Raw genomic sequence first — 26,336 nt, 5'->3', positions numbered from 1 at the left:
AGGTATTTTATGAGCATCAAGTCCGTTATCCCTTTCTCTGCACCGCCTAAATTCTGTTTTGATTTGATCTCAACCATCTCTACTTATCAGCATCACTTAAATGAATACACGACCCGAAAAGAGGAGGGTGGTATTAACTCACGCTTTCTATATGCCACCATAGATCGCAAAAAAAGCCCGTTCTCAGGATCACTTCGTATACTAGAAAGATTCCTCGGCATACATTTCACAGAAGCAAGAATACACCTCTACCGGACTAACTACTTCATGGATACCCATACTGATACGTATTTGCCTGAGCATGATACCTTGATCCTGCCGCTCATTGGCGATAACCAGCTAGAGATCGATGGCAAGTTACTAAATGAGAAGTCAGGACAGGGATTCATGCTCCCTGAAGGTACGCCTCACGGCATTCCTGTTGTTAAGACGGTCAGGGCCAGTCTTGTTGGCTGGTTCAAGCCAAACTTTGATTAGGCGGCACAGCCTGAAGGCGTATTAACGAGCACCAACATCTGCTGATTTTTTTATTGACAAATCCTGCAACTTTTGTTAATATACGACCTATTAATTGATTTGAGGTAATGAAAATGGATGATATGGATTTTGACGCACTTGATAATGTTGACTTTGACGCGCTTGAGAGCAAAGTGAGCGCTAAGCAGGCAGCGGTTGATAAAAAAGCAGAAGAAGAGCGCGAAGAATTGCTGAAAGATTCAAATTTATGTGAGTCAGGCAGCTGCACCATATAGACCAGCAGGTTATTGATTTAAAACAAAAAACAGGAGCAAACCCCTGTTTTTTTTATATACTCGCAGTTATCAGGATGACATAAGCCACCAGCCCGAATAACACGGCCTTCTTCGCCTCTCTGAGGTGCGGGTTCTGATGCTCTTCGAAGGCTTCTTTCATGCTATCGACATGCTTCATATTTCCTTGCCACTGCCCCATCGTGTCAATCATCCACAGAAGGCTCAGACTGACGAGACAGGCGTCCATTAAAGCCTTAAATCCGCCGTAGGGGATCATATAATCCACCAGCGTGAATGGCCCTGCCACGGCCAGCATAAAGCCAATCATAGTAATGTCGATCAGCTCGGCCTTTTCTTTAATATTCAGCATCATGATTCCTTAGAACACCAGCATCATCGCGCTCGCACGATGCGAAGTCACCAGCGCCTTATAGCAAGAGGAAAAGTTCTCCTTCAGCACATGAAGTGCCACAGCATCACTCACAAAAAAAGGCAACTTCATCAGATAACGGCGTAGAGGCGAATCCTCTACCTCAGCCACCCCATTAAGAAAATGCACATCCATCACCTTGTATGCAGGATGCCCGAACATAAGTTGCTTTTCCTTATCGGTCAGCTTATCCACGGCGGCCATCAGACCCATTGCCTGATCAGCCACTTCGCCAACCATATCTTCCGCACTGCTTTCATGCATACGCCTTACATTGTCGCGAAGCGTATCGCGGCACTTTTGCAAAAACTGCTCATTAATAACTGCTGTCATCTGAATCACCTTGAATATAATACATCGTATATAGCATATACTACCAGACTATCTGTCGTTGGCAATCGTGAATTACCTTGCGTGCAAAAAACACAGGTTAAATATCACACCATTATAAGGATACTATTTCTGTACTAGTACCAAGCTATTAATCTTTCTACCTGAGTACAAAAAATGAATAATAATACTCACTGTAAGTTGACACATACAAAAAGCTGTGTTATTATATGCTCATCGGGTAGGGAGATTTCCTACCTCACCCTTCGGGGGAAGGGTGAGACAGCAACAACATCTGACTAAGAGAACAAGGGAAGAGAACATGACTAAGATTGCACAAAGCCTGAAAGCCTTTCAAAAAGACCACAAAGAAGCTGTAGGTCGCCCTGACGGTTTTAACGTTGACCCACGTATCATTCAGGTGCGTGAAGATTTCAACGTCCGTGAACTGGCACAAATGGCCGACATGGATGTGGAAGAGTACGAAATCTACATCGACAACCTCGCAAAAGCCTATGCAGAAGGTCGCTACGTACCCCCTATTACGGTACGGGTCATTGACGGCAATGTATACGTCTCCGAAGGCCATACCCGCCATAAGGGTATGATGCGAGCCATTGAGGTGTACGGTGCTGACCTGAAGCGCGTTGAGGTCAATGAGTTTAAAGGTTCCGATCTGGAAGAGATTGCACTGATTGCAACCAGCCAGAACAACCGCAAACTGAAGCCTCTGGAGCTGGCGCGGGTATACATCCGCCTGCAACGCCAAGGCTGGGATGTAAAAGAAATTGCGAAACACATGGGCAAAACCACTACCCACGTTCAGCAAACCATCACTCACGGTGAGATGCCTGCGGAGCTTCAGGAGCTGGTATTCCTGAATAAAATCGCAGTCATTCAGGCTCAGGAGCTGTACGACCAGCATGGCTCGAAGGCGATTGAGATTGCGAAAGCAATGATCTCAAATGCTGAGAAGTCCGGCGCAACAAAGGTCACAAAGAAAAACGCTGCGCCCCGCATGAACCGCAAAGAGACTCGCAGCCTGAATACAGCCACCTCATCGCTGTATGAAGCTATCCGCGATGTTGAGGCCGACGAGGGCGCTGAGACCGTCACCGTTACCCTGACTGCGGAACTGCTGGCTCAGCTGAAGGAACTCGGTGCCAAAGCGCACGAAATTGAGAACTTCGACCCTGCCAGCCTGCTGAATGAGCAGGAAGAGGGCAAAGCCGAAGACTGATAAGTTTCCCCCTGCGACAGGGGGTCACTTCCCGCTCCCTGTCGCCCCTTTACGGGGCTTTCCGTATGTGTAATGCTACACGAAACACAACTCTGCGAGATAGGCATGACACTAGAAGATATTTCACAGCACGCCTCCACCCTGAGCGACTACGAGCTTGAAACACTTATTCGCAAGCTGACTGCCATTTACTGTGAACAGCATGTGTCTGATAATGACCTCATCTACCGCGACCACAACACTGTTGATGACAGAGCCAAATTTGTGATTGCCAACAAGATCATTAACGACTGAACATTATGAATTTTAAACACGGCTTCTACAGCAACAATCCCGACCTTAATCCTGACTCAATTATGATGAAAGACTCTCAGTTGCAGATCAAACAGTGGATAAAAGAATTTCAGCCATCTCTCTGCAATCTTGTGGACAGCAAGCCTATGCGAGCTGGCGAAGCTGATATTTGTATCCACTTACTCGACCTCATTCTGCCACAGCAGCCACACTTTCTGCCTGAGTCACATCACGACAAGCTGGTGGCTTTCCATCAGTCAGAGACGTTTCCACGCTGGCTACGCATCGCCCAAGCCGACACGCTGGAAAATTGCGTGAAACGATACCGCGAGATCCACGGCAGTCTGTAGCAAGCCTGAAAGCTTGCTTTTTACTTTCCAATTATAATACCTTGCCTAAATTATTTATCCACCAGCGCCCCTGTCTTGTATTGAATGGAAATAGCTCTATAATCAACCAATATACGATGTATTAACAGGTGTGAGTATGGTTGGATATAATAAATGGTCTTTCAGTGAAAAGGCATCTGTCTTGCTCAGCAGCATGATGATAGGTGTGTTCCTTATCATCGGCTTATCCCGCCCCTCTTTTCCCGAAGACTCTTTACCTAAACCCTACACTGACACCGATGCGATGCAGATCCTGCATGATCGCTCTCCAGTACCTGTCTCTTCTTTATCAGAGGAATATATTGAAGACGCCATCAGCATGATTAAAGCCCGCGACAGAGAGTGGATGAGTCTTATCAACGCCTTTACCGGAATTACAACCTGCGCCGCGCAGAAAACCACTATCACCCACCACGATTATCAGGGCGAAGTTTCTGCAAAGGTCTCCACCGTGCCTGTTTCAGGGCAGTGCCAGTTCACCTACGCACTCAAAAACCAAACCTTCCGGTGCATGGCTCCCATGTCTGTCGTGCGGGCAGTAGGTCAGGAAGGCGTTTTCGCCTATTCAGAAATCAAGCGACACGCCCTGAGCAATACACCTTATGCACCACATGATCACCTTCCGGCACTAAAGCAACTTATCACGTCTCAGCGCTGTCAAATGATGAACAACTACCATACAATTTAATTTACTTTATAATTAAACCGTGTTACTATACAGACTGATTTAAATGCGACATAGTTAGGGGAATTTAATGCCTGTCAATCCAGCCGTAAAGCGTTTTGAAAAATACAAAATGGAAGCATCACCGACTGCACTAACACTGCTGGTGGCCAAAAAGCTGAAGCTTGATGTTTGCCTTTACGCAGGGAATGTCTGGCTGACGAAAGATAACAAGCCACACGCTGTGTTCGACCTGTTAACCAACACTGCTTGGCTCCCTGTCTTGCTGAATAAATTCTTACTCTGTCGCGACTACGAACCCTATGACCAGATGGGGTTCAGCTGGTTTATTTATGATGCTGAAGATCCTATTCGATCACTTGAGTACAGTTACAACCGCACGCCATCCGAAATTACACCAATGCATGCCTGCTGCGAGGCGATATGGATAGCAGAATATGGCACCGAGAGCTTTACCTGCATCTAACAGGCCAGCCGAGCTTGTCTTAATTGCTGAACTTTTGTCCTTGTTGCTGCGTAACAAATTATGAAGAAGCAACAAGGATAGAAGCATGATTACACACTTTCTTTCTGTACAATTTCATCTTCATGTTTGTCAGACGGGTATGGATTTCGTTTCATTTCGCACACCCATCTCCCTGAACGATATGCTTGCAGCCGGTGGCCACCACCTGCTTGTAGCGGGGATCACTCACGGAGAAGTGAGCCGGAACGCAATGGTTTTTGCTACACAGGAAGATTCCATTTCTCTCGCCCCCCTGCTCACACATTTCTGGTCTGAACCCTCCAGCCGGTTCGGAGATCTGCCGCATCCTGCTTACAGAAATGCTTTCGGCAAACCTGATCTTCTCGTTATTGACCACAAAACCTTTCCTCACCTCAGGCAGGAATTTTTTGACTGGTTAAAAGATCAAGGCGTGTCCTATGAACACGCTGAGAGCAATAACCGGAAAGCCATCAGCCGCACCCGCCCGCTGAATGATGTGAAGCGTTTCATGATGCCATACATCAGAGCCATTGAAACTACCGAGAAAAAACCGCCAGCAATCGAGGCCATTAATACTGAGTCACTGAGATACGGTGAAGAAAAGTACTTCGAACATATGAGCAAAGTAAAAAGCCTGCGGGAAGTGATTGGCATTTCCGATCATAAGCCTGTGTTCTCCGAATTCTCTTCAAAACCGACCACACATGACGGTTGCCATTTTACAGGACAACGAAGCGATACCTTGCGCAATCACCTTATTTAACCAGTATTATAAAATCAACTTGACATTAGTCATAGTTTGCGTTATTATATTCAGCGTAATAAGATGACTGCTCGGCAATATGGAATTGCAGAGCAGTCTTGGTATCTATCAAACGCTGAGGACTAAATCGTGAATCCGAGTATCAACCCTACCCGCCTTCGCAAGATGATCAAGCTGATGCTTGTTATCGCCTTAGCTAAGCATAGCCTGCACCCCTACCCGAAATCAAAAGACAAGCATATTGAGCTTCCGGAAACCAAGCAACGCCGGACGCCCTATATTTCCCTTGTTTTGAGCACCTGATAAAAAAGGCCCGTATAATACGGGCCTCGCTGCTGAATTTTAGTTATCCGTGCTTACGGCTCCGTCGCCAGCCCATTGCCAACAAACTTAAACCGAGAAGCCCTGCTGATGCCGGTGCCGGAACAGCTACCGGATCACTGCCGCTTGTATCATCAGGGACAAAACCGGTGATCTCAAATACAGTGCTCTCTGACTGACCTGTTTCATCGTCAATATAGTACATCGTGTAAGTGCCTGAGCGTGTATCAGAGTACACCTGAAAGGTGCCGTACTCATCTTGCTTGCCGAATGAGTAGGTTGTATAGAACCCGTCGCTATACAGTTGCGCATTTGAATAGCCGAAAATTGTATCGGTTGCTACAGACAGCACCCCGTCATAGTAACCGGCCAACAAGTTCCACAAATAATCGATTCCGTACAGATCGGCATCACTGAACACCTGACTATCACCCGATGTCTCACTGGGAGCCAGCGTCATATCATCGCCTGCGCCGTATTCAAGAATCCGGTTAGCACCTAAATACCAGTTGCTGAAATATGTTCCCTCATCATCATAAACGACTGACAGATTCAGCGTTTCCTGATCCATCAGAAAGTTTGAATCACTGTTGGTCACTGTCATCGTCCAGTCTTGCAGGATAACTTCCGCACTGGCACTGCCAGCCATGCTTATTGCGAGAAACCCCGCAAAGATTAATTTCTTAATTGATAACATATAAATACCCTCGCTAAAATAAATTTACAGCAGCGGAAATATTGTACACGAATTAATTAATAGGTCGTATATTTATTTTTCAGCAAGTCTGAATAATGACCTTATTTCTTGACAAAAACCTCGAAATACCGATAATTTCAAGTCCAAGTTTGTCCGACGACTCACAATGAAAACAGACACGCCTGAGACTATGACTGTTCGCAAATGCCTTAATAGCGGATTCTGCTGCACAAAGGCTCCATGCGGCTTCGGCGATACCATCAGTGAATCTGACAGCACCTGCCGATATCTGATGAGAAACAGCGACAATACTTCCCGCTGTGGCAAATATGACGAAATTATCACCCACCCCAGCGCCAAGTTCTCTCCTGCTTTCGGCTCCGGTTGCTGCATGCCCCTTGGTAATACTGCTCGGGATGAAATCCGGAAAAGGGACTTCTCAAATCAGGAGCAGTACATAAAAATATCAATAACCTGATGCATTCTGTTCGTAGCAGGTGCTACAATGATGCTCCAATACGGAGTATTTTTTTATGTCATTAATTGCCAATGCCCATATCTTCCTAACCGCAGCTTTTGTATTTTTCACAACACTTACTGCTGGTTATAAACTCATCACACCACTGACGCAACTTGTCAGCAAATATCATTCTGAGCCAACACTACGCGGTGTGCTTTTTATTATCCTGTGGGGCATCTTCTTCGCATCAGGAGCACTCATTCTCGGTGGTATTGCGAAGCCTGAAGGCAACGAGACTCTTTCTTTAGACCGCTTTGCATACATGAATACGGGTTACCATTTTATGCTGTATTTCTGGTTCTGCTACTATGCTGAAAGTTCACTACACAGGAATAAAAAGAAAGATAGCCTGCCCGCTACCTGAGTACATTCGTCGCACTCAAATGACACTTGTCGCTCTTAACTTACATTAGCTGCTAAAATGTCTAGCCTTTAATATCAAGTATAAAAGGAGCTTTTCAATGCACTTTAACATTGGCGATAATGTCGCATTTCGTGAGCCGTACATTTTCCGATATTCAACTATACCTGCACAGAAATCATACGCGGTATTGGGTTGCTACTACATCTGTGAACCGGCCCCCCTATCCTGCCCTGTTCTGTCGGCACAGATTGCTCAGATCCACATGCTGCACAGATCAGCAGACAACCAACGCGCTGCATTTGTAAGAATTGCCCCCTGCGTACCGGAGATGGCTGATATCTATGCTATAAGCACAGAGTCCCGCACCGCTTTTGTGAATGCCGCTCATCTGGTTGCTACAGATGAAGCGCCACGCCACGACAAGAGTGAGCTGGTGGATGCACACTTGCGCCATATTTCAGCATTTGAGCGCTTTGGGATTGCTGCCGCCTATCAGATATCGGCGGCTAATATCTAATTTACATCGGCAACAACCTCCTCTACAGCTATATTTACCTGATTGCCCGTGGTAATATCCTCGCAATTAATTAAACGAGGTATTTTATTGTGAGCAATCAGGTTAAAGACTCTTTTCGCACCCGCGTGATACTTAGCAGGATAGGTTTATTTGGCACCGGTGCCGCAGCAGCTCTATTTCTGGCATCTGTCATCACGACACAAACCAGTTACCCGAGGGCGACGCCCAAAATACACAGCATGTCTGTAGAGCGCGTACATTTTTATAAGAATGAACAGTGGCTTGATTCCGAAACTGTTCTCAGAGTCATTTTCGATGCCGGACTTATCACTGATCTGGCGGGTGATGCAAACCACCCAGTCATCGAAGCAGATGGGATGAAAGTAACACTCGGCGAGGCTGACGGCTCTTCGTTTTGCAATGATATTCACTGCTCTTTTGCTTACCCTGTTCCTGATGCTGAATCTTATTCCATAACGTATCTTGCGGACAATAAAGACATTGTTTCTAAAGTACTTTTAGTCCCTTCAACACAGAGCCATTCTGTAGCCGATCTCGAAAAGACGATAGGAAAAATAGAGATGCTCAGGTACAGCACGGAAGGTGCTGACGAGTTCGGTATGCCTCAATACATCGAAGATACCCACGATGTGATTTTCATTGGCGAAACTGCGCCAACAGCTCGCTTCTCCGTACATAAAGGTGAACATATACCTGACGCATTCTCAGGAACATTCATCTTTAATCATATTCCTGACAGCAACGCGCCGGAGGGAGATATCAAGCAGATGGTATTCTATCAGGTTGACGCTGATGATGTGACAAACCTGTTGAATTAAATTGACTTTTGGCAGTTTTGCTGTTATTATATGAAGTATTAAATAATACCGGAGCTGCCCAATCTTGAGTAATATCGTCAATTTCAACGACAGCAGATCACTCGCCTGTACAATCAATACTCTCCTTGGAGACACAGGCACATGGGAATACTCCCACTCTGAAAAGACTGATGGCGACATTCATGTATTCACACCTTCCTCTGAATCACTTCAGAAAGACGCCGCAGACACCGGATGCATTGACAACAAAATTCGCTTTAGCGTCAGCTCGCAACATTTGCTTGATCAGTGCTCGGTGTGGGTGAAGTTTCTTTCTGCGGGAAATTTCAAACCTCGCAGGCGCACCAGAACACTCATCGCCGATAAACGTGGCGTGCTGGAGAAGACGTCAGAGCGCTCAATTAAAGCGTTTGTTGACGAACTACTGGAAGGTCTTGCCGGTTTTGCGACAAAGGAGCGCGTAACACCGCTGGTGGCCGATGCCATCAATCAGTCGTTGGTGGCTGGCGGCGTTCTGCATACTCCGACAAATACTGATTATACGATGGTAACCATCGAGCCTGACCACCGCGTCCAGATTCATCATGCGCCATCCAAGCATGACCTCGGTGAGCTGAAATTCGATATTTCAGTGACCAAGCTGTCTCCCGTTCAGCTTACCGCTGTTCTGAAAGCAATAAACGAAAACCAATAATGCAACTGCCTGCCTAATGCAGGCTATTTTTCTGTCATCATCTAAGGAGTCTTGATGAATCAATTTAATGTACCCATGCATCTGCAACAATACGGCCTTGAAGCCACCGCTAACGCCTGTGCGGAGAAGATTATCAGCCTGCTGCCGAATGATAAGGTCGCCAAGCAATTTTTGCTTGAGGAGGCTGAGGCTGCATCTCAGGGTAACGACGAGGCTATTTCGTTTGTCAAAAGCAGCGGCTTTTCAGAATCAGAGTACAAAGGTGCCATGCAAAACTCTATGCCCGAAGTCGATGGCGCAGGCATGTCTCAACAAACCATACTGAGCTTCTGTATGCAACTGGCAAATGATATCGACAAAATGGTATCGCTGCGTATCGCCATTACCAAGAAAGTCATGGCGCACTTCAAAATGGGCAACTACCAAGGCCTGACACACTAGGATAAGTCGTGGCGAAGGTATTGCTTTCGCCACGCCCGCTTGAGGATCATAATAATGTCGTTTTTCAGCTACACGCTACCTAAATTTATTGCTCGCAACGAAATTGATGAACACAAATACCTGCTCCCCGTGCTGGCATTTGTTTGCTTCAGCCTTTATTCCATTGCCATGCAGATGGGTGCAGGCTCCCTACTCTCCTGCATGTTAGTGACAATACCTGTTGCGTACTATTGCTATCTCATCAATTTATTCATGAACGTCGAGTTTGATTTTGACCTCACAACACTGAATCTAAGTAAAGATGCAGCTGATTTTATGCAGCAGGTTGCCTCTACATACAATGATGAAGTCAGATTTCTCGCATGCAATTTTACCGCCGAGACATTGGCAGAATACTCACCAGAAGAGAAGATTGAGATCTTCAAAGAAATAGACCGTGTGCTGAAAGCTCAACCAGAGTTGAGTGTGAAATTCTATATGTACAGCTACGGGACTGACGAAAGCAAAATGAACAGGCCGTTAATACAGGGATTTCTCAATATTGTAGAAGTTTACCTTACGCCTGAAAGTCTCTGCAAATTTATGACATAGAGAATGACAATGAACCATTTCTATAGCCGACCTACACCGGAAAAATCTCTCTCGATGAATGCAGGGATCTATCCGGAATACGACGATACTCACGTTGCCATATTCGCGCCTACTGCACGCGCTGTCTCCCGCCATTTGCTTGGTACACCCACGCTATTTAGACTACCCGTCTCAATTAAAGACGAGATCTGTGGCGTCAATGAAAGTGAAGCGAAAATTTTTAATATTCGGTTTGCCAATGAAAATGAATGCCATAACGTCCTTCAGTTGTTGAAACACCGGTTCGGCGTCCGCATCAAAAACCTCAAAGATCAGTACATTTCACAGGGATTCACAAAAGGAAATGAGAAAAGGATATTACGCAGACTTTTTCAAGAAGAGACCGAGGTGTTCTCAGAACTGAAAAAGCAAGGTACTCAGTACAAAGTCATTATCTTCCGTCATGATGATTATGGCGAGACTCACTCGTATGCCGCCGCTATTATAGATAAGTCCATTATTCAGACTAGCGAACAAGGTGTGCATTTGCAGCCTGTTGACGAAAGACTGGATGCCCTGTATGTCAGCATCCAGTGACGACAAATATATCTCGCAAAAAGGCAGTTATTCTCAAGGTATTAACCTTTCTTGTGCATAACATTAAGGCTGAATCAAAGTAAGATTACGGAATTAGAAAATATGACAATAGTAGAGCATTTCATGCAAGGGGAAGCCACTTTATTATCTACAGCTCTTTTTTTCCTTGGTGTATCAGGATTATGTTCTGTAGTTTTATTGTTAATTGTGAGTTTTCTCTGCACGATTTTCGACATTGATTTTTTAGAATAGTAGATGAAATATTCCAGTAAATTTCAACTTCTTCATAATGGTACAAGGAGATTGCTTTGTATATTTTGTGTAACTAGAGGTTGTTTTCTGAGCCGGATATTTGTCTCAATAAAAAAGCCCAGCATCGCTGGGCCTGAAAGAATTAATGAATATTGCCACGAATGCCGGAGATATACCCATCCAGCATTGGCGGGGTGAGAGTATTGATCGGGAATCTCGCCATGAAGCGGTTATCTGCATCAATTACATCCAGCATGTGTTGTGAGTCGATATTTTGAGATAATTCTGACTCCACACCACTGCTGCCGACCACAAAGAACTTGCAGCCTCGGGCGACGTAATGATCTCCCATTTTGCTAAATCCCGCCAGATAGTCCCTTAGCGGCTCGTTTACCACAATCTTCTGACGGGGCTTGCTTGGATTCTGAGTTTCGCTCACGCTTCCTCCTGCCTTACAAACTCCGCAACAATCAACGGATCATGTGGGTTTCTTACCGTTTGCTTTGCTCCTACCATGTACAACTCCTTGATGGCAGACATCAAGGTCTCGAAGGTGAATCGCCAACCTCCGCCTGTATCACTCCACCCCGACTCTTCTGCCAGCTTGTCGAAGTCAATATTTGGTATACCGAACGGAGACGAATTCTGGATCTCTTCCAGAGTGACATTTTCCTGCAACAGGCCCGCGTAATTAAACGACACTGGGTAAATAGCTGTAGCTTTATTGACGGTGATCTTCAAATACACAGAATTCCAGAGTTGCTCTACCATGTCGATAAGAGAAAGCAGGTTGCATTTACTTTCCAGCACCTCAAATAGCGGGATTCGCTCCAAGGTTTCCAGTACAAGATAGTCCACGCCAATAAGTTTAACTGACCGCTGATTAACCTCAACATCCAAGCCGCTGACGTCAATTAGCTTATCCATTGTGTATTGCGGGTTGGCAACACCCAACGCATTAACCTGAATACGCAGGATCAGACGGAACACCTCAGAAGAGGCGTTTATGTAGTGAGATAATGAACTGCTCAAGACGGTATCCTTTTTCGTTGTATATTCACATAATATCCTCATTTTAATGTTTTGTCAATTTATGAATATATGCAAAGGTATTTCTTTTGACACCTTTAATCGAAGTAAGCTTCCAGATTGGCCCTGTAGTCTGCGATGACTTTTTCATGCAGGGATGCAGCCTGCTCCACAGAAAGAGCGAATTTGCCATTGAAGTCCTCTTCAATCAAGAGGCCACGACCCCCTTTTACCTGAGCATCCAGTACCGGTAACGTGTAACGGGACACCAACCACGGCTTGCCTGACTGAGGATCTTCAGGCATACAGTAAATCTCCAGCATCGGGTCAGTTCCACTATGTATAAGCTGGTCGTTAAGTCCGTACTTATCCCCCGTATACTCGACACGCACACCAAGGTCGCGTGAAGCGTAGTGTGACGTGCCAGCACCAGTAATAATCGCATCAATAGATAGTGACATGGCCTAGCTAACCTCTGTAATATTGGTTTCAAACTATGTTATCATATTATCACAATTGCAACTAATTGTCAACAGATTCAGGTGAGTGGTACAACCCCCAAATACCCTTTAACAACATCCCCAGTCCGCCAAATGCAATGACCAGCATGATCACCAGCATCAACGTCGATATTGGCAGCATCGTAATTTTCAACGACGCGATAACACCAAAAATCATTGCCAGAAAACTGAGACCCGCCAGTGTCCAGCCCCAAATACTTTCAGGCTTGGCAAACAGCCACATGATCCCGATTATCATCGGAATGAAAACCATACCCGTCGTGATACTTAAATTGAAACCCGTGCCAAACATGCCTGCATGATGATAGAGGCGATACCCCATGCTAAATCCTGAACTGACAACAATCTTACTGGTCAGCATCACAAAGCCAACGACACAAAGCGCCAGCCCAATAAAAAAGTCTTTCACAGCAGCCTTGTCAGCCTTGGCCTTAGCCATTCTCTCCTGCATGCTCATCATCACTCATACCTCGTATATGTTAGATATATATCACTTATGTTATGAATTGATTATAGCACTTTTTATTTTGCAGTCAATTAATAGTCTGTATATTTAAATACAAAATCCTTGTCCAGTACACGCCAGCCATTTAGCCTTCATCCGGCGTCATCGTTTTTACATTCGGATAGGTTTCTATCAGCTGAATGATCGGCGAATAAAACCCCCTCTTTCTCGGATCATGTATGCGACCATCCAACATAAACACCCTTCTGTTTTTCGGCTGCCCTTCCAGTCTTATCAGTCTGCCCAGTCCTTGTTTAAAGCGAATGGCTGTATCCATAATTTCAAGCTTCCCCCTGTTGAATCGCTGTTGCTTACGAACCGTGTGGGCGAGCGTCATGTTCAGACCAAAAGGTATTTTCGGAATAACCAAGTCGGTCAGGACATTATCCTTCTCACCAATCTCACTGGGTAACAGCCCGATATCCTTACCATTGACGTCCAGACCCGTCCATGCACCTCCCAGTGCCAACCAGAGCGGTCTTCCGCCCTGCTTTGTTGCACTGATAAACTGCTCCTTTTGCTTGCTCAGTGTATGAATCCCGTCAGCAAGCACCAGAGTATCTACTTTATCCCGCACTCTCTCTGCTACCGCTTCCACATCGGCAAATGAGGTCATCAATACCAGCACACCGCCCGCCGCGCTTTGATAGATTTCAGCCACTTTTTTGGCTATGGTATCCTGCCATGCTGCTAACCTTTCGTCATATTCAGCGCGGTCTTTTATCGATGATTCTACAGGGTAGAAGGCAAGATCTTCCTTGCTGGGAATAAAGAAATCTTTAATCGGCTCCTTCAGCCAGCGCGGACTGATAGGCTCAAATGTCATGCATCGACCCGCAGGGATGTTGAGCACATCGATAAAGTAGGAGGCGCTGTACTCTAGGTACTTTTTAAAATACAGCGTCGCACTCACACAGCAACTGGCAGTTGTTTGATTCCAAAGGGCACTTAAAAAGCTGTTGGTATTCACCTTACCCATAAGCGCTTGCGGGTAATGCCGGAGCGGAGAATAACTAATTAACAAACGATTGCTGTAATCCCCTGCTTTTTCGAGGGATTTAGACAGATATCTGACTTCATCCAGCAAAGGTGACTTAGCCTGCTTCATCCCTTTTGCGTTGATTATAGCAGCGCAGAATCTTCGAACTGCATCCTTCAGATCACTATACTCATCACCTATCCATACCTGATTGTTATCGCCGTCATAACACTGTTGTATCTCATTCGCGATGGCGCTTACCCGTTTGTACACTGATTCAGCGATTACGCCTGACTCAGCGAGGGACTTGATGCCTCTTACCACACTTTTAAAGGATAATTGCTGACTAAGTGCATCAGACATGGCCTGTTCAAGCAAGTGTGCCTCATCCACTATCAGGAAATCATACTGCGGCAATACACCCACTAAACTGTCGCCAAACATGGCACTGATAACAGCTTCTTTTTCCTGAATAGCACGACGGATATCAGATGACAGACTAACCTTTTCCGATTGCGAATCTGACGCTTCCCGCCTTTCGATTAACTGCTCTATCCGCTGGTTAAATTCATCGGCGACTGCCTTTTGGTCATCATCTATTTTGCGGAAAACGCGCTTTTTCGCATCCACACACAACATCGCATGGGTGCATAGCACGATTGCACTCGGGGAATCGCTTAAATTAAATTGCTCACGATACGCCACCATGCCGGGATCATCTGTCTCATAGCGCTGTAAGCTGATTTCCGACGCAGGCAAGTCCGGACATAACCTTTCAATTGAACCCACTTGATGCGACGCCAGCGCTTCGTTATCTTCCTCTGAACGTGCTCCCTGCCTCAGCCACTCCCTTACCACATCCTGATAATGCGAATACTCTTCTTCCTCAACAAGGGCATTCAGCCTTTCCACAGAGACAAACGAGCTTTGCCCCAAGATCACCTGAACAGGCTGTACGTCATGCCCTGCATCAACCAAATCCCGATACACATTTACGTACTGATAAATGTTACTGATTGAGTTGGTGGCAATGACCACCCTCTGCTGGTTGTGCGTTGCAACCTCATTGGCGTTAGCAAAGATTGCCAGCGTTTTTCCTATTCCTGTCCCGCCTTCAATGATGCCGCACTTGCCGTTATTCAATGCCTCATCCATACAGTCAAACAGCAAGTCCTGATGATGGCGACTGCTATACCCTAACGATGACAGATAATGACTGAGTTTATTCTCTTTGGCAGAGATGTGTTCGATGTGGAAGCCTTTATCAAACGCACTTATTAATAGCCTCAGGCATATGCGAGACGGCACCTCTTTTTCCTGTTTGGAAAGAAACTTTATCGGCCTGTCTATCAATTGCGGGAACGAGATATTTTTATGAAATGCAAATTCACTCTCGTACTCATCTTTAATCTTGCCGAGCGATAGCTTCTCTTTTACCGCCTGCGAAATCATATCTTTGACAGCTTGAGATATCTCACCCTCCTGCTCAGCCGTGAGGTTTGCAACATCTGCATTCGGCAAAAGAGCAGTACATATCTTGTTGGGTATCTTAATCTTCGGCAAAATAAATCTCTATGGGTTTGACTTGGTAAAATCCTAAGGTTAGTATGAAAAAAAGTCAACGACAACAACCATTATCACGGTTCCTATGCAGCAACATATTGTGAAGTTCAAACTCCCCCGGGGAGTGACGGTTTACCCTTCCGATTTGCGAAAAGCTGTAGCAAAAGAAGTCAACAACCCAAGTATGGATGACATCTTTAACTACAAAAACGGACAAGGTGTCGACGCTTACCCGCTGAGCCGATTTGTGGGTGGAAAGGGATGGGTAGGCTATGTCTCAGAAATCAATGAGAGTATGGTGAATCGCGTTCTGACCCCCGCCATCAAAGTACTTAACCACATGGGTATCAATGCCGGTGTTGAGTTATTAACTCGGGAACGGGCAGCATACCCCACTGATGAACCCGTCATCTACTCACTCAGTGGCGGCGTTGATAAAAGTAAAAACGTCAAACTGCACAGCCGAACCGATGCACAGTACATGCAGCATATGATCTGGCGCATGCTCGAAAATGCCGTGAAGCTAGATATCCTCGACATCCTGCCCACCGAGAAGGAACTTAATCTCTCCATCTTTGAGACCCGTTCTGTCGGGATTCCTGCCGGACACGGCAACGGTGAAGGTGGCCTTTTCTACAACAAAACATCCGGTCAGTTTGCCATGAACCTCAAGCTTGAAGGGCTATGGCAGGCAGGGCAGCTGCTCTCAAGAGGCCACGGACTTATCTATACGAAAAACAAAGGCGGTCACTTTATATGTTAAGTCCAACAGCCTTCATCAAAGACCTTTGTAATCTGCCGGATGTCGCTTTGGAAAAAGCTGACGAAAACTGTCATTGCGGCGTCTGCGGGGTTGGCATAAAGCAAGGCGAACCTGCCGATCCTTTAGAGTTGCCAGCCACTTTCACCAACGCCCGTGACATCGCTGATTTTAGCGCCAAGTATCGTTGTGATGGCTGCGCAGCTGTGATGTCAGATCAACGGTTTCAGAAAAACTACTCCGCGCATATTTTCTGCAAAGACGGTGTGTTCCCTGCCAACAAAAAGATCCATCGCGGCTACTGGCTAATGAATCCGCCAGAACCCCCTTACCTTTTTATTCTCGGCGTCACCAAATCTCAGCACGTCGCGTGGCGTGCGCCTGTCAATATCAGCAACGATCTCATTCTTATTCGTCACGGCGACGACATGGTGAAACTCAGAAAGAAACCCCTTCATCAGGCGGTTTCTGCTGTGAATGCCTTACGCGAAATTGCGGAAAAACACGCAACTGAGCGCGGCGAGAAGGCAAAAAAAATAAAAGACGCGCAGAATCTTAAGCCCTTTACATACAGCGATCTGAAAGGCCAAAGGGTGAACCAAAGCGAACCACAACGCTGGCTGACAGAAATCATCAAAGAAAACGAAGAGGCAGCGAAAGTTGCTGAGCCACTTTTCACACTAACCCCGCAGGAATGCTGGGCGCTCGATTTTTGCCTCACCGAAAAGCTGGAAAAACCAGAATCCGTCACTTTTTAAGTCAGGGAACTCCCAGTCAACGACCCGCGACTTATTCGCTAAGCGAATTAAGTCGGGGCATGGAAGCCTGAGTTGACCAGACCCCATCGGGTAACTGATGGAGCCGTTATCGGAGAATAGATAGGCACCGTGGGATGATTTGCCAGTTCCACGCTCTGCGGAAAACGATTAAACAGGTGTAACGGGTTAAGCCAGTGTCGTTTTCTTCAAACCTCCGAATAACAGGGTCGAGGCAAACATTACCCACTTTTGTGGAGATCCGTCTGGTAACAGACAATAATTTTGGAGTTTGGATAACGTGAGAGTCTTGGTACTCGACAATCAGAAGCAACCTTTGATGCCTTGTCGTCCTGCGCGAGCACGTCAGCTCCTGCGTGATGGCAAAGCAGCGGTGTTTCGTCGTTATCCGTTCACCATCATCCTTAAAGAAAGACAAGGCGGTGAAACACAACCTGTCTCACTGAATGTCGATCCGGGAAGCAAAACCACAGGCATTGCGTTGGTTTCGCTATTCCAACGTGGTCACACTGCTATCTACGGGCAACATATCAATCATCGTGGGCAGCAAATCAGAGATGCACTGGAAAGCCGTCGCGCTATCCGTCGCTCACGACGACACCGAAAGACGCGCTATCGTCAGCCGCGTTTTTTAAACCGAACCCGTCCAGCCGGATGGTTACCACCCTCGTTAATGTCACGAGTACACAATGTGGAGACGTGGACAAAGCGTCTAAGCAGGTTCGTTCCTGTGACGTCAGCCAATGTGGAAACGGTGCGCTTTGATATGCAGTTTATGGAAAACCCTGACATTTCCGGAAAGGACTACCAGCAAGGCTCATTGTTCGGCTGGGAAATGCGCGAATACTTACTGTACCGACACCAGCATACCTGCGCCTATTGTCACGGGCTGACAAAGGATGTGGTGCTTGAGAAAGAGCATATCATCCCGAAAGCATTGGGCGGCTCAAACCGACTGGCTAACCATGTCATCAGTTGCCGAGAATGCAACGAGGACAAAGGCAAGCTACATCCGAACGCATGGTCAACGCTATGCCAACAGCGCGGTGACAAACTAAACCTGATGCGGTCTAAAAGCATGCAGCGCATTATGGCAGGTTATCGCCCATCGCTGAAAGACGCGGCTGCGGTTAATGCAACCCGTTACGCTGTCGGTAATCGAATCAAATTCATCGTTCCACAGACGCAGTTCTGGTCAGGCGGATTGACTAAAAAACATCGTTCTGAGCAGCAATACCCTAAAGACCATTGGATTGATGCCGCCTGCATCGGTCAAAACGGTGGTGAGGTATCTCTGGAATGCAATCATATCCTTATTGCTTCAGCCAAAGGGCATGGCTCACGGCTGATGTGTCGCGTAGACAAGTATGGCTTCCCCAGAACGTCTGCAAAAACACAATCGGTCGTTCACGGATTTAAAACAGGGGATTTGGTGATTGCCAACGTCCCTACTGGTAAAAAACAAGGTCTGCATGTTGGACGGGTCGCTGTTCGTAAGAGTGGCTATTTTAATGTACAAACAGAAAATGGGGCTGTGCAGGGCATATCCTACAAACATTGTCGGATAACCCAGCGCAGCGATGGTTACAACTTTAACTATGGAGCGGCAATTCCTCCGGCGACTCATTCAAAGAATCGAGTCGCGGTATCCTTGCCGAATTTTTGATGAAAAACACCATTAATATTATTTTACGCACTACTCAACCTTGGCACGTTGCCTACCCTGACAATCAGTCAAAAGCTCACGGCAACATGTCACTGACACAAAGCAAGAAAATTGCGCAGAAATCCGTACCCTGCTTTCTCGGGAATGGAATTCGAGGCAGATTACGCCGTGCCATTGCTGATCGCATCATTGACGTTATGACAGACATCCAAGGCCCGATCCCTGCCAATGTCTACACCGGTATGAAAACAGGGTCGTCCAGCGCACAACCTGACAAAAGCCATGTCAGCGTAGAAGAGCTGGTACGTAGCCAAGGCCATGTCTATATGGGGTTGTTTGGTGGCGGATCGCGGACGCTGAAGAGTCGGTATAAGGTCTCTGATATTGCCCCAATCCTTAACCACACTGTCAATGCTGGGATCTTTCCCATTGCCAAAGAAAAGCTCCAGCCGATTGTTGACAACATGATGATAAAACGGGGCGATGAAATGGTTCATCTTGAACCATACCATCTGCTTGAAAAACGCGACTTCTTTAAAGTGGATGATGTTGCTCGCGGCCTGCAAATGGATAAAGTCATCAAGGCTGTGGAAGGCGGTGAAGAGGGTGTTGCGAAATACCTTACAGACAACCAAGCGTCCGATAAAGCACGCAAAAGCGATGAATCAGGCGCTACGAAGAAGACATCGGTTGCCAACTGGCTCTCTATTGAATGCATTGCCACTGGCGCAATGATGCATTTCAGCGTGACTATCGATCCGGATGTAAATGAAGCCCAGTTTGGCGCTCTCCTCATCGGCCTAAAGGATATCTTTGACGACAACTACTTTGGCGGATACGGGCGTATTAATTTTGGTAAGTTCGAAGTGGTATCGATGATCATGGATATCGATAACTTCGACATCCATGAGACGGTTGAAGAAAGCCTTTATGACGAAGCCGATGCGTTTACGTACAAAAACTTCTCAGACACCGTACAATCGGCAATTAGCGACGCAGAAACCGCTATTAATGAAGTTTCAAAGGAAGAGATGATCAGCTACTTTACGAATCTCGCATAGGTGCCTTCATGAAACCGTACAAAATCACCTTCCACCTTGCCAATGAAATGGCCTTCCCTGCCATGCCATTGCATCTGGATGCGTTACTCGCCTATGCGGTCACGCAGGACAACCTCATTACACTGAATGAGAACGCAACCCATGATGACATTTTAGCGCTGTCTGAGGATATGCCCATCGAGAGGCACGAACAGGACGGAAAATGGGTATACAAGGCGTCCGCGCTGATACCCGAAGGGGCCATGATGCACAGCCGACAGTTCTACACGCAACGCCAAGACGTGGGCGAAATGGCAGCGCTTGCCAGCCAAGGCAAAATCATGATTGGCCGATACAAAGGCGAGCCACTGCCACCCCTGTCATTCAAAAATAAAATCGACACAACCCGTGGACATCAACGCAATCTTTTAGGCTATTACAATACAACATCGGTGAGTAAAATGGTCGCCTACTGCATCGCTGACGGCGACTTCTTAGAAGAATACCTTGTCGATAGCGGCTGGGTAACCCACATTGGCGCACGGCGGCGTCAAGGTCTTGGCCGACTGTCTCATGTTGATATCAAAGAGGATGATAGTGCCACTGAGCTATGGAAGCAGCGCGTCAAACCCTTCTCTTTATTGCAGGACGACACCCCTATCATGGCGACATGTCACCCGCCCTACTGGGACAAAACGAAGTCACAAGAGGCATTTATCCCTTGTGGCTTAGCCTAATCTCCCGCTCTTTAACAATATAAATAAGGTAAAATGCAAATTATGGCATTAACTCGCTGTTTTTGCGTTTAAATTTCAATAAATTCTCCTGTTACCCGTCACACAGGCGGCTTAAAATGATTGGATGAAGTGGAAACGCTGGATAAAGAAGTTACCCGTCACATAGGCGGCTTAGAAAAGGTGAACATGTAATCCGTCCATCTCGGTTCGGTTACCCGTCTTGTAGGCGGCTTAGAATTGGCTACCATGCCCACATCTGCCAACCCTGAAGTTACCCGTCATTTAGGCGGATTAGAATTGCTGGGAATGCCTGATAATGGCGGCGTGTGTGTTACCCGTCATTTAGGCGGATTAGAATAACGCGAGCCGTGACGTACAAACCGCACTGTTGTTACCCGTCATGTAGGCGGATTAGAAAAGTTTTTCATAGTTCTCGCTTTGTCTGGATGTGTTACCCGTCTCATAGGCGGATTAGAATTTATGGGAAAGTGCCGCAACTAGAAAGTACTGGTTACCCGTCATGTAGGCGGATCAGAAAAGCTTTTCATAGTTCTCGCTTTGTCTGGATGTGTTACCCGTCATGTAGGCGGCTTAGAGCTTATCGAGAATGGCAAGTTAAATTGTACCCGTGTTACCCGTCAGATAGGCGGCTTGAAATGATGATAGCAAGGTGCCTTCCTCATTCGACCAGTTACCCGTCACATAGGCGGATAAAAAAATACAATTGTAAGCAACTATAACATTTCTCTCGTTACCCGTCATACTGGCGGATTAGAATTTCGGTAGTAAACATACTCAACGGCGACAACAGTTACCCGTCGTATAGGCGGATTAGAATTTTTAATAATGCAATACTTCAAAAAGCGTGTAGTTACCCGTCATGCAGACGGCTTAAAACAGCATAATGCGCAAAAAACGTTGCTGCCATAGGTTACCCGCCATACTGGCGGATTAGAATAATCTTGACGACGAACTGAAGAAGGTCGGTGAATTACCCGTCATGTAGGCGGATTAGAATTATCAAGCAGGACGGCGAAACACTCACCTATGGTTACCCGCCATATTTAAGCGGATTAGAATAGGACGGCTCGCTTTAAGACTTACCGGAACAGGTTACCCGTCACATAGGCGGATTAGAATAACGACGATTATTTTCGTCTTCAACCGAAACATTTCCCACTGAAAATAGTGGCTTTTAAGTAGGTATTAAGGCATCGAAAGTAACCGCAATTTAATTGACATTATATTTTATTAGTGATATTATTTGTCTGTTAATTAACAGGAGTGCTCATGCATCACGCGCCATCTTTTTCACAAACTCTGTTGCACGATATTGCCACCTTCCTCGTGGAACAGTCCGATGACAGTCTCTCGGCTGAAGATCAGGCACACAGCCATCTTATCCGGACAACGCTGGCCAATGTGCTGGTGGCACAAACAGGTATCAAAGCCCTGATAACCGGAATTGCAAACTCAGCCGCGAGCGCGACAGAGTGGAACTGGATCAGCGCAAAAGAAGACAACGAAGATGCAAAGCGCAACAGCTTTGAACATGCCGCAATGGAGCGCATCTATCAGGTGTCAATCATGCCTGCGGAATCTGTAATTCCATGTGCTTTTCCGCTTCCGGAGGCGCACCTTAAGGCTTCTCAACATCTGATCAAAAATCCACATGAACTGATTGCAGGCATGACGTACGTAGATTTCAGCAAATCCACACCCGCGACATTTCTGACCGCAAATAATCAAGTCCAGTATACCCATGCACTGACCACCGGTATTGCTGTGCTTCAGGATTTGCATTATGCGCTGGTGCTCTTGCGGGAAGCCACAGACTGGAACTGGCTTGACGAATCGCAACCAGAAACCATGCTGGATTTGCACACCAAAATCCGCGCCCTGAAAGAGACCTACGACCACTCTATCCATGCAGAAAGCAAGCTTGCTGAACTTCAGGAAGACGTAAAAGAATTTGCGGCGGCAGCAACACCCGCCATCGGCATCTTGTCACACCTGAAAAGTGTAATGGGATCTGACAGCCGACAAACCGCAGACTGGTTCGTATCACTCGCCGCATTAGCCACCAAACACCATGTGCCTGCCGCTGGCGAAGAAAACATTGATTATTCTGTATTCCTGAAGGAAGGCGAAGGCGACGAAATCACCATTACCGTGAGTTAACTCCTATGGCAGAACCAATATACCAAATCTTCTTTGGCACCGGCCATGCCGACTCCACAGGCGTTATTGTTACCAACTCAGCGCCTCGCATTGAGGACGCACTGAAGCACCTGCTAAGTGGCGAGCAGTACCTTAGTATGTATGGCAAACTTTTGCGCTTTACTGTCGAAGAGCCGGATAAGCACGGCTGTATCATTCTAAAGGTCTTTTATGAGGAATTTGATGAAGAAGAAGTGACAGAGTGGGAGATGCGGCCTGTTATTGCTTTTATCTGACGCCAACCTCCATACGCAGTGTGCATTTCCGGCAGGCCAGAAACAAAGAAATCATGATACGTTATCATGATTTCTTTTTAATACAGGACAAGATTAACTGCTGAAGCGATATACATTACCATCCGGCTCAATAACACCCTGCTTTAGTGCATCCTCTACCAACCAGCACGCCCTGTTGTAACCAATTCTCAGGTGACGCTGTATTCTCGCGATGCCAAACGGCTTTTTAAAAGCCTGATGCGTCTTAAACGAAATAAGCTGAGACATATCCTCAGCTTTCATTTGCGATAATAACTTAGTCATTAATCATTCCACTCTTTTAGTGGCGAGTAAGATTTTTCATTTAAGCCCATACGCCTACCTCAATATCAATACGTGGTGGTGTAATGTCACCACAAACGCCGAGTAAGCGGTCTTCCGCACTCACTGTATCAGGCATAATATCTTTGACCTTCATAAATACCTCCAGTTTTAATACATCATTAATATAACATACCGGATCTATAAGTCAATAACATAATCATTTTTTACTTTACTTTTTATTCTTTGTGTGATATTATAAAAAAACAAACTGAGAGGGAGAAGATTTACTATGGCTGCCACAATTACGTTACTTCACGGCACCTGCGGATGCAAAGCGAAAAACATCCTTGAGCTTGGCACCTACAAAGACACATACCTCACTAATGATGAGGACATCGCGGAATATTTCGCTGGCGAAGCGCTTGAGGAATGCGAAAAGGAGTGCGACGAAGCGGTCATTCTTCAGGTTGACGCGCCCACGGCCACGCTTGAGGCCGACAGAAACGCTTATGATGAACCGCTTACCTACTATCGTGACAACCACACGAAGAGCGACGACGAGTGGTACGAAATGCTGGAGAGCGGCGAAATCCCCTCCCCTTCCAGCGACGCAGACTACCAGACATCGCTGGACATCGTAAAATGCGCCGTAAGCCGAGTGTCACTTCATCCCGACAAAGACAATATCATCGTTTGGTAATTTTTTCAGGCGGTATAATGCCGCCAAACCGATTCGTTAATCAGAGGTTACTATTATGCACGCACTGACCGCTAATGCGCCGCACGCACTTATCACTGCCAGACTGCTTATCGGCGCAAAGGACTCAAAAGACACCGGAGGTATAGCCGATGGCCTGAACGAATTACTGCGCGATGCGGTTAGTGATGGCTTTCTGGCCGACTACGCCTTGGAGAACGTCGACAATCCACCGATGTTCACCACCGACGCTGATCCCGAGGAAGGTGAGTTCGTCGACGCCATGCAATCCTACCTTGTGGTGGTAGAGGATAGCATGGCAGGCAGCGAGGAATATCGCGTTGATACGCAGACCGAACTGGACTCGCTATCTCAGGACGAGTTAAAGAAAGTGCTGAGTAAAATCATCACATTTGGCCCACGCGACGTCGTGCTACTGACAAACCTCTCGAAAGTACAGAAGCTTGTCCTGTAGCGCATGACTGGGCGTGCTTCGGCTCGCTCACCATTTGTCGCTTCAATAATCAGGATCATCCGGCATGCGACTACGCCAGTCCATCGCTGGATTTTGCGAACCCGAAGATAAAACTCAAGGTTGACCTTGCTATCAATTTGTGTTACTATTGTAAAATAAAAAGTTCTTCCAGATAAAGGGATCGCGTTGAACAAACCATCTTTCAACCACGAAATCACAGAGCGCCAAGCCGAAGTCGCAAAAGAAGAATTATCGGCACTGTTCTACAGTATCAAAGGCCACTCCCGCGCCTCTCTTTGTAAGAACCCGAAATATTGGCATAACACAACACAAGATGCCTTGCAGCACCTCCACAGGCCGAGCCTGAGTGCGCTTTTCGAACTCGACGCTTACCTAAAGCTTGTTCGGGAAGAGTATCACGGCAGCTGGCACCCGTGGGTAGACCGCATTATGGACAATCTCGGGTATGGCTACGTTAGCCACAAGGATATGTCATTTGTTGAGCAGTTAAACGAGGATATCCACGAACATGCAGATCGCATAGCTAAATACCGCACACTCAGCCCTGAACAGCGAAAACTATGGCTTGAAGCAAATCCAACTCTCGGGATGTCACTTTCTGACGAGTTATCGGACAACGACGTTATTCGCATGATGATTCTCGACTCTTTCTGTGCCGAAAATGCAGAATATTTTCTCGGTGAGCGATACGAGTCCAATACCTTGCTACGTGAATTTGCAGAGTACCGGTGTCAGGCATTCTTCGAACAACCAAAGGAATCCGCGACCTAGCGCCGGATATAATGTAAAGTGCAAGAAAAACAACTTAAATCAATCAATTAAGGGACTATCATTATGAAGAATGCGCTTCTCACTTTCGTATTTGTATTTCTACTTTCAGGGTGTCAGTCAACATCACCCAACTTCAACGTTAACGTCGATTCTATCAGCGCTCCGGAGAGCAATCAGCTTAAACGCTACGTGCTGCTATCCGAAAATAAAGGCGTCTTACCAGACAGCCTGCAATTCCTTGAATACGGCAGCTATGTAGAGCGGGCGCTCGCCGAACAAGGTTTCGTCAAAGCGGCAGATTTTGATGATGCCGATCTGGCCATCTTTGTAGGCTATGGAATTGGCGAGCCGAGGAGCAATTCTTACACCTATACTATACCTACCTATGGAAGGACTGGCATATCATCATCCACCACGAACTCAACCGTGAGTGTGTATGGCAACACGGCAACGGTAAATTCAAATACGACCTACAGGCCGAGCTACGGGATCAACGGCTCCACTACACACTCCGGCACGTACACCACCTACTCACGCTACTTGTCGCTAACAGGCATCGACCTCAATCAGTACAGAATTGACGAACAAGGCAAGGAGATCTGGAGAACAACCATTACATCAACAGGTTCTTCCGGCGACTTAAGAAAAGTGCTCCCCGTAATGGTAGCAGCCGCTAAACCTTACTTGTCTAAAAACACCGGACAAATGATCACTGTCTCGATAACAGAGGATGATGAACAGGTATTATCCGTGAAAGGCCTGCCAGTCAAGTAAGCAGAGAGACAAATTAGAAAATCCCTGTTCAAACAGGGATTTTTTTCATCTGCCTAATTGAGCACTAAAACTTACTTTTGC

The 26,336-nt window shown here is 46.5% G+C and carries 36 protein-coding genes; 27 read left to right on the top strand and 9 right to left on the bottom strand.

Going from position 1 to position 26,336, the window contains the following annotated elements:
• Positions 1–267: 267 nt before the first annotated feature.
• Together ACXAGR_RS10530 and ACXAGR_RS10525 are read left to right on the top strand one after the other, a co-directional pair.
• Entirely contained in the window at positions 268–477 is a 210-nt protein-coding gene (locus ACXAGR_RS10530; protein ID WP_474849987.1) for a hypothetical protein, read from the top strand.
• A gap of 113 nt (positions 478–590) precedes the next feature.
• Positions 591–752, top strand: coding sequence for a hypothetical protein (locus ACXAGR_RS10525; RefSeq protein ID WP_474849985.1), 162 nt, complete (start codon positions 591–593; stop codon positions 750–752).
• A 52-nt stretch (positions 753–804) separates the two neighbouring features.
• Here ACXAGR_RS10525 and ACXAGR_RS10520 read toward each other — a convergent pair whose 3' ends face one another.
• Positions 805–1,125 (bottom strand): hypothetical protein, encoded by a 321-nt coding sequence (locus ACXAGR_RS10520; RefSeq protein ID WP_474849983.1) that lies wholly within the window; start codon positions 1,123–1,125, stop codon positions 805–807.
• A gap of 6 nt (positions 1,126–1,131) precedes the next feature.
• A complete protein-coding gene (locus ACXAGR_RS10515) occupies positions 1,132–1,515 on the bottom strand; it encodes a hypothetical protein (protein ID WP_474849981.1) in 384 nt (127 codons plus the stop codon).
• A 319-nt stretch (positions 1,516–1,834) separates the two neighbouring features.
• On the opposite strand from ACXAGR_RS10515, the gene ACXAGR_RS10510 reads away from it, so the two are divergent.
• From ACXAGR_RS10510 to ACXAGR_RS10480, 7 genes are all read left to right on the top strand, one after another.
• Positions 1,835–2,752 (top strand): ParB/RepB/Spo0J family partition protein, encoded by a 918-nt coding sequence (locus ACXAGR_RS10510; RefSeq protein WP_474849979.1) that lies wholly within the window; start codon positions 1,835–1,837, stop codon positions 2,750–2,752.
• 72 nt (positions 2,753–2,824) lie between these two features.
• Entirely contained in the window at positions 2,825–3,046 is a 222-nt protein-coding gene (locus ACXAGR_RS10505) for a hypothetical protein (protein WP_474849977.1), read from the top strand.
• Positions 3,047–3,051: 5 nt separating this feature from the next.
• Positions 3,052–3,396 (top strand): hypothetical protein, encoded by a 345-nt coding sequence (locus ACXAGR_RS10500; RefSeq protein ID WP_474849975.1) that lies wholly within the window; start codon positions 3,052–3,054, stop codon positions 3,394–3,396.
• Positions 3,397–3,532: 136 nt separating this feature from the next.
• Complete coding sequence (locus ACXAGR_RS10495) at positions 3,533–4,123, top strand: hypothetical protein (RefSeq protein WP_474849973.1); 591 nt, start codon at positions 3,533–3,535, stop codon at positions 4,121–4,123.
• Between the two features lie 67 nt (positions 4,124–4,190).
• Positions 4,191–4,586: a hypothetical protein gene (locus ACXAGR_RS10490; RefSeq protein ID WP_474849971.1), complete on the top strand. Its 396-nt coding sequence runs from the start codon at positions 4,191–4,193 to the stop codon at positions 4,584–4,586.
• Positions 4,587–4,671: 85 nt separating this feature from the next.
• The gene (locus ACXAGR_RS10485) at positions 4,672–5,370 is read left to right on the top strand and encodes a hypothetical protein (RefSeq protein ID WP_474849969.1); all 699 of its coding nucleotides are present in this window, start codon (positions 4,672–4,674) and stop codon (positions 5,368–5,370) included.
• A gap of 129 nt (positions 5,371–5,499) precedes the next feature.
• Positions 5,500–5,673, top strand: coding sequence for a hypothetical protein (locus ACXAGR_RS10480; protein ID WP_474849967.1), 174 nt, complete (start codon positions 5,500–5,502; stop codon positions 5,671–5,673).
• 43 nt (positions 5,674–5,716) lie between these two features.
• On the opposite strand, the gene ACXAGR_RS10475 is transcribed toward ACXAGR_RS10480, so the two are convergent.
• A complete protein-coding gene (locus ACXAGR_RS10475) occupies positions 5,717–6,388 on the bottom strand; it encodes a PEP-CTERM sorting domain-containing protein (RefSeq protein WP_474849965.1) in 672 nt (223 codons plus the stop codon).
• Positions 6,389–6,921: 533 nt separating this feature from the next.
• Here ACXAGR_RS10475 and ACXAGR_RS10470 point away from each other — a divergent pair.
• The 7 genes from ACXAGR_RS10470 (at position 6,922) to ACXAGR_RS10440 (ending at position 10,930) form a co-directional block, all read left to right on the top strand.
• On the top strand, positions 6,922–7,272 hold the full coding sequence (locus ACXAGR_RS10470; protein WP_474849963.1) for a hypothetical protein: 351 nt from the start codon (positions 6,922–6,924) through the stop codon (positions 7,270–7,272).
• A 97-nt stretch (positions 7,273–7,369) separates the two neighbouring features.
• Positions 7,370–7,789, top strand: a complete 420-nt coding sequence (locus ACXAGR_RS10465; RefSeq protein WP_474849961.1) for a hypothetical protein — start codon at positions 7,370–7,372, stop codon at positions 7,787–7,789.
• An 89-nt stretch (positions 7,790–7,878) separates the two neighbouring features.
• Positions 7,879–8,628, top strand: a complete 750-nt coding sequence (locus tag ACXAGR_RS10460; RefSeq protein ID WP_474849959.1) for a hypothetical protein — start codon at positions 7,879–7,881, stop codon at positions 8,626–8,628.
• Positions 8,629–8,692: 64 nt separating this feature from the next.
• A complete protein-coding gene (locus ACXAGR_RS10455) occupies positions 8,693–9,322 on the top strand; it encodes a hypothetical protein (RefSeq protein ID WP_474849957.1) in 630 nt (209 codons plus the stop codon).
• Positions 9,323–9,376: 54 nt separating this feature from the next.
• Entirely contained in the window at positions 9,377–9,763 is a 387-nt protein-coding gene (locus ACXAGR_RS10450; protein ID WP_474849955.1) for a hypothetical protein, read from the top strand.
• A gap of 54 nt (positions 9,764–9,817) precedes the next feature.
• The gene (locus ACXAGR_RS10445) at positions 9,818–10,354 is read left to right on the top strand and encodes a hypothetical protein (RefSeq protein ID WP_474849953.1); all 537 of its coding nucleotides are present in this window, start codon (positions 9,818–9,820) and stop codon (positions 10,352–10,354) included.
• Between the two features lie 9 nt (positions 10,355–10,363).
• Positions 10,364–10,930, top strand: a complete 567-nt coding sequence (locus ACXAGR_RS10440) for a hypothetical protein (RefSeq protein WP_474849951.1) — start codon at positions 10,364–10,366, stop codon at positions 10,928–10,930.
• A 394-nt stretch (positions 10,931–11,324) separates the two neighbouring features.
• On the opposite strand, the gene ACXAGR_RS10435 is transcribed toward ACXAGR_RS10440, so the two are convergent.
• From ACXAGR_RS10435 to csf4, 5 genes are all read right to left on the bottom strand, one after another.
• Positions 11,325–11,621 carry a hypothetical protein gene (locus tag ACXAGR_RS10435; protein WP_474849949.1) on the bottom strand — a complete coding sequence of 99 codons (297 nt, stop codon included), beginning with the start codon at positions 11,619–11,621 and terminating at the stop codon, positions 11,325–11,327.
• The gene (locus ACXAGR_RS10430; RefSeq protein ID WP_474849947.1) at positions 11,618–12,214 is read right to left on the bottom strand and encodes a hypothetical protein; all 597 of its coding nucleotides are present in this window, start codon (positions 12,212–12,214) and stop codon (positions 11,618–11,620) included. The genes ACXAGR_RS10435 and ACXAGR_RS10430 overlap by 4 nt, the downstream gene beginning before the upstream one ends.
• A 95-nt stretch (positions 12,215–12,309) precedes the next feature.
• On the bottom strand, positions 12,310–12,672 hold the full coding sequence (locus ACXAGR_RS10425) for a hypothetical protein (RefSeq protein WP_474849945.1): 363 nt from the start codon (positions 12,670–12,672) through the stop codon (positions 12,310–12,312).
• A 61-nt stretch (positions 12,673–12,733) separates the two neighbouring features.
• The gene (locus ACXAGR_RS10420) at positions 12,734–13,171 is read right to left on the bottom strand and encodes a hypothetical protein (RefSeq protein WP_474849943.1); all 438 of its coding nucleotides are present in this window, start codon (positions 13,169–13,171) and stop codon (positions 12,734–12,736) included.
• A 151-nt stretch (positions 13,172–13,322) separates the two neighbouring features.
• The gene (gene csf4 / locus ACXAGR_RS10415) at positions 13,323–15,779 is read right to left on the bottom strand and encodes a type IV CRISPR-associated DEAD/DEAH-box helicase Csf4 (protein WP_474849941.1); all 2,457 of its coding nucleotides are present in this window, start codon (positions 15,777–15,779) and stop codon (positions 13,323–13,325) included.
• A 100-nt stretch (positions 15,780–15,879) separates the two neighbouring features.
• Between csf4 and ACXAGR_RS10410 the strand changes: the two genes are divergently transcribed.
• From ACXAGR_RS10410 to ACXAGR_RS10380, 7 genes are all read left to right on the top strand, one after another.
• Positions 15,880–16,542, top strand: a complete 663-nt coding sequence (locus ACXAGR_RS10410; RefSeq protein ID WP_474849939.1) for a hypothetical protein — start codon at positions 15,880–15,882, stop codon at positions 16,540–16,542.
• The gene (gene csf1, locus ACXAGR_RS10405; RefSeq protein WP_474849937.1) at positions 16,536–17,297 is read left to right on the top strand and encodes a type IV CRISPR-associated protein Csf1; all 762 of its coding nucleotides are present in this window, start codon (positions 16,536–16,538) and stop codon (positions 17,295–17,297) included. Before ACXAGR_RS10410 ends, csf1 begins: the two co-directional genes overlap by 7 nt.
• Before the next feature lie 298 nt (positions 17,298–17,595).
• The gene (gene iscB / locus ACXAGR_RS10400; protein WP_474849935.1) at positions 17,596–18,981 is read left to right on the top strand and encodes an RNA-guided endonuclease IscB; all 1,386 of its coding nucleotides are present in this window, start codon (positions 17,596–17,598) and stop codon (positions 18,979–18,981) included.
• On the top strand, positions 18,981–20,042 hold the full coding sequence (gene csf2, locus ACXAGR_RS10395; RefSeq protein WP_474849933.1) for a type IV CRISPR-associated protein Csf2: 1,062 nt from the start codon (positions 18,981–18,983) through the stop codon (positions 20,040–20,042). The genes iscB and csf2 overlap by 1 nt, the downstream gene beginning before the upstream one ends.
• A gap of 8 nt (positions 20,043–20,050) precedes the next feature.
• Positions 20,051–20,758, top strand: a complete 708-nt coding sequence (gene csf3, locus ACXAGR_RS10390; protein ID WP_474849931.1) for a type IV CRISPR-associated protein Csf3 — start codon at positions 20,051–20,053, stop codon at positions 20,756–20,758.
• Positions 20,759–22,048: 1,290 nt separating this feature from the next.
• A complete protein-coding gene (locus ACXAGR_RS10385; RefSeq protein WP_474849930.1) occupies positions 22,049–22,939 on the top strand; it encodes a hypothetical protein in 891 nt (296 codons plus the stop codon).
• 5 nt (positions 22,940–22,944) lie between these two features.
• Positions 22,945–23,214, top strand: a complete 270-nt coding sequence (locus tag ACXAGR_RS10380; RefSeq protein WP_474849929.1) for a hypothetical protein — start codon at positions 22,945–22,947, stop codon at positions 23,212–23,214.
• A 93-nt stretch (positions 23,215–23,307) separates the two neighbouring features.
• Here ACXAGR_RS10380 and ACXAGR_RS10375 read toward each other — a convergent pair whose 3' ends face one another.
• Positions 23,308–23,517: a hypothetical protein gene (locus ACXAGR_RS10375; protein WP_474849928.1), complete on the bottom strand. Its 210-nt coding sequence runs from the start codon at positions 23,515–23,517 to the stop codon at positions 23,308–23,310.
• A 289-nt stretch (positions 23,518–23,806) separates the two neighbouring features.
• On the opposite strand from ACXAGR_RS10375, the gene ACXAGR_RS10370 reads away from it, so the two are divergent.
• From ACXAGR_RS10370 to ACXAGR_RS10355, 4 genes are all read left to right on the top strand, one after another.
• Positions 23,807–24,217: a hypothetical protein gene (locus ACXAGR_RS10370; protein WP_474849927.1), complete on the top strand. Its 411-nt coding sequence runs from the start codon at positions 23,807–23,809 to the stop codon at positions 24,215–24,217.
• A gap of 55 nt (positions 24,218–24,272) precedes the next feature.
• A complete protein-coding gene (locus ACXAGR_RS10365) occupies positions 24,273–24,689 on the top strand; it encodes a hypothetical protein (protein WP_474849925.1) in 417 nt (138 codons plus the stop codon).
• A gap of 186 nt (positions 24,690–24,875) precedes the next feature.
• Positions 24,876–25,481, top strand: a complete 606-nt coding sequence (locus ACXAGR_RS10360; protein ID WP_474849923.1) for a hypothetical protein — start codon at positions 24,876–24,878, stop codon at positions 25,479–25,481.
• A gap of 63 nt (positions 25,482–25,544) precedes the next feature.
• Positions 25,545–26,255, top strand: a complete 711-nt coding sequence (locus ACXAGR_RS10355; RefSeq protein WP_474849921.1) for a hypothetical protein — start codon at positions 25,545–25,547, stop codon at positions 26,253–26,255.
• Positions 26,256–26,336: the final 81 nt, after the last annotated feature.

The sequence above is a fragment of the Alteromonas sp. ABH4_457 genome, from assembly GCF_056160625.1.
Note: the sequence above shows the minus strand (reverse complement) of the source record. Positions and strands in the feature narration are given on the sequence as shown.

Excerpts from the sequence above, each read along its gene's own strand:
- ACXAGR_RS10520 (WP_474849983.1), bottom strand. The coding sequence starts at position 1,125 with ATGATGCTGAATATTAAAGAAAAGGCCGAGCTGATCGACATTACTATG.
- ACXAGR_RS10355 (WP_474849921.1), top strand. The coding sequence starts at position 25,545 with ATGAAGAATGCGCTTCTCACTTTCGTATTTGTATTTCTACTTTCAGGG.
- ACXAGR_RS10450 (WP_474849955.1), top strand. The coding sequence starts at position 9,377 with ATGAATCAATTTAATGTACCCATGCATCTGCAACAATACGGCCTTGAA.
- ACXAGR_RS10440 (WP_474849951.1), top strand. The coding sequence starts at position 10,364 with ATGAACCATTTCTATAGCCGACCTACACCGGAAAAATCTCTCTCGATG.
- ACXAGR_RS10420 (WP_474849943.1), bottom strand. The coding sequence starts at position 13,171 with ATGGCTAAGGCCAAGGCTGACAAGGCTGCTGTGAAAGACTTTTTTATT.
- ACXAGR_RS10495 (WP_474849973.1), top strand. The coding sequence starts at position 3,533 with ATGGTTGGATATAATAAATGGTCTTTCAGTGAAAAGGCATCTGTCTTG.
- ACXAGR_RS10370 (WP_474849927.1), top strand. The coding sequence starts at position 23,807 with ATGGCTGCCACAATTACGTTACTTCACGGCACCTGCGGATGCAAAGCG.
- ACXAGR_RS10380 (WP_474849929.1), top strand. The coding sequence starts at position 22,945 with ATGGCAGAACCAATATACCAAATCTTCTTTGGCACCGGCCATGCCGAC.
- csf3 (WP_474849931.1), top strand. The coding sequence starts at position 20,051 with ATGAAACCGTACAAAATCACCTTCCACCTTGCCAATGAAATGGCCTTC.
- ACXAGR_RS10470 (WP_474849963.1), top strand. The coding sequence starts at position 6,922 with ATGTCATTAATTGCCAATGCCCATATCTTCCTAACCGCAGCTTTTGTA.
- csf1 (WP_474849937.1), top strand. The coding sequence starts at position 16,536 with ATGTTAAGTCCAACAGCCTTCATCAAAGACCTTTGTAATCTGCCGGAT.
- ACXAGR_RS10500 (WP_474849975.1), top strand. The coding sequence starts at position 3,052 with ATGAATTTTAAACACGGCTTCTACAGCAACAATCCCGACCTTAATCCT.
- ACXAGR_RS10515 (WP_474849981.1), bottom strand. The coding sequence starts at position 1,515 with ATGACAGCAGTTATTAATGAGCAGTTTTTGCAAAAGTGCCGCGATACG.
- ACXAGR_RS10485 (WP_474849969.1), top strand. The coding sequence starts at position 4,672 with ATGATTACACACTTTCTTTCTGTACAATTTCATCTTCATGTTTGTCAG.
- ACXAGR_RS10365 (WP_474849925.1), top strand. The coding sequence starts at position 24,273 with ATGCACGCACTGACCGCTAATGCGCCGCACGCACTTATCACTGCCAGA.
- ACXAGR_RS10385 (WP_474849930.1), top strand. The coding sequence starts at position 22,049 with ATGCATCACGCGCCATCTTTTTCACAAACTCTGTTGCACGATATTGCC.
- ACXAGR_RS10425 (WP_474849945.1), bottom strand. The coding sequence starts at position 12,672 with ATGTCACTATCTATTGATGCGATTATTACTGGTGCTGGCACGTCACAC.
- ACXAGR_RS10525 (WP_474849985.1), top strand. The coding sequence starts at position 591 with ATGGATGATATGGATTTTGACGCACTTGATAATGTTGACTTTGACGCG.
- ACXAGR_RS10445 (WP_474849953.1), top strand. The coding sequence starts at position 9,818 with ATGTCGTTTTTCAGCTACACGCTACCTAAATTTATTGCTCGCAACGAA.
- ACXAGR_RS10505 (WP_474849977.1), top strand. The coding sequence starts at position 2,825 with ATGCTACACGAAACACAACTCTGCGAGATAGGCATGACACTAGAAGAT.
- csf2 (WP_474849933.1), top strand. The coding sequence starts at position 18,981 with ATGAAAAACACCATTAATATTATTTTACGCACTACTCAACCTTGGCAC.
- ACXAGR_RS10510 (WP_474849979.1), top strand. The coding sequence starts at position 1,835 with ATGACTAAGATTGCACAAAGCCTGAAAGCCTTTCAAAAAGACCACAAA.
- ACXAGR_RS10530 (WP_474849987.1), top strand. The coding sequence starts at position 268 with ATGGATACCCATACTGATACGTATTTGCCTGAGCATGATACCTTGATC.
- ACXAGR_RS10465 (WP_474849961.1), top strand. The coding sequence starts at position 7,370 with ATGCACTTTAACATTGGCGATAATGTCGCATTTCGTGAGCCGTACATT.
- ACXAGR_RS10490 (WP_474849971.1), top strand. The coding sequence starts at position 4,191 with ATGCCTGTCAATCCAGCCGTAAAGCGTTTTGAAAAATACAAAATGGAA.
- ACXAGR_RS10475 (WP_474849965.1), bottom strand. The coding sequence starts at position 6,388 with ATGTTATCAATTAAGAAATTAATCTTTGCGGGGTTTCTCGCAATAAGC.
- ACXAGR_RS10375 (WP_474849928.1), bottom strand. The coding sequence starts at position 23,517 with ATGACTAAGTTATTATCGCAAATGAAAGCTGAGGATATGTCTCAGCTT.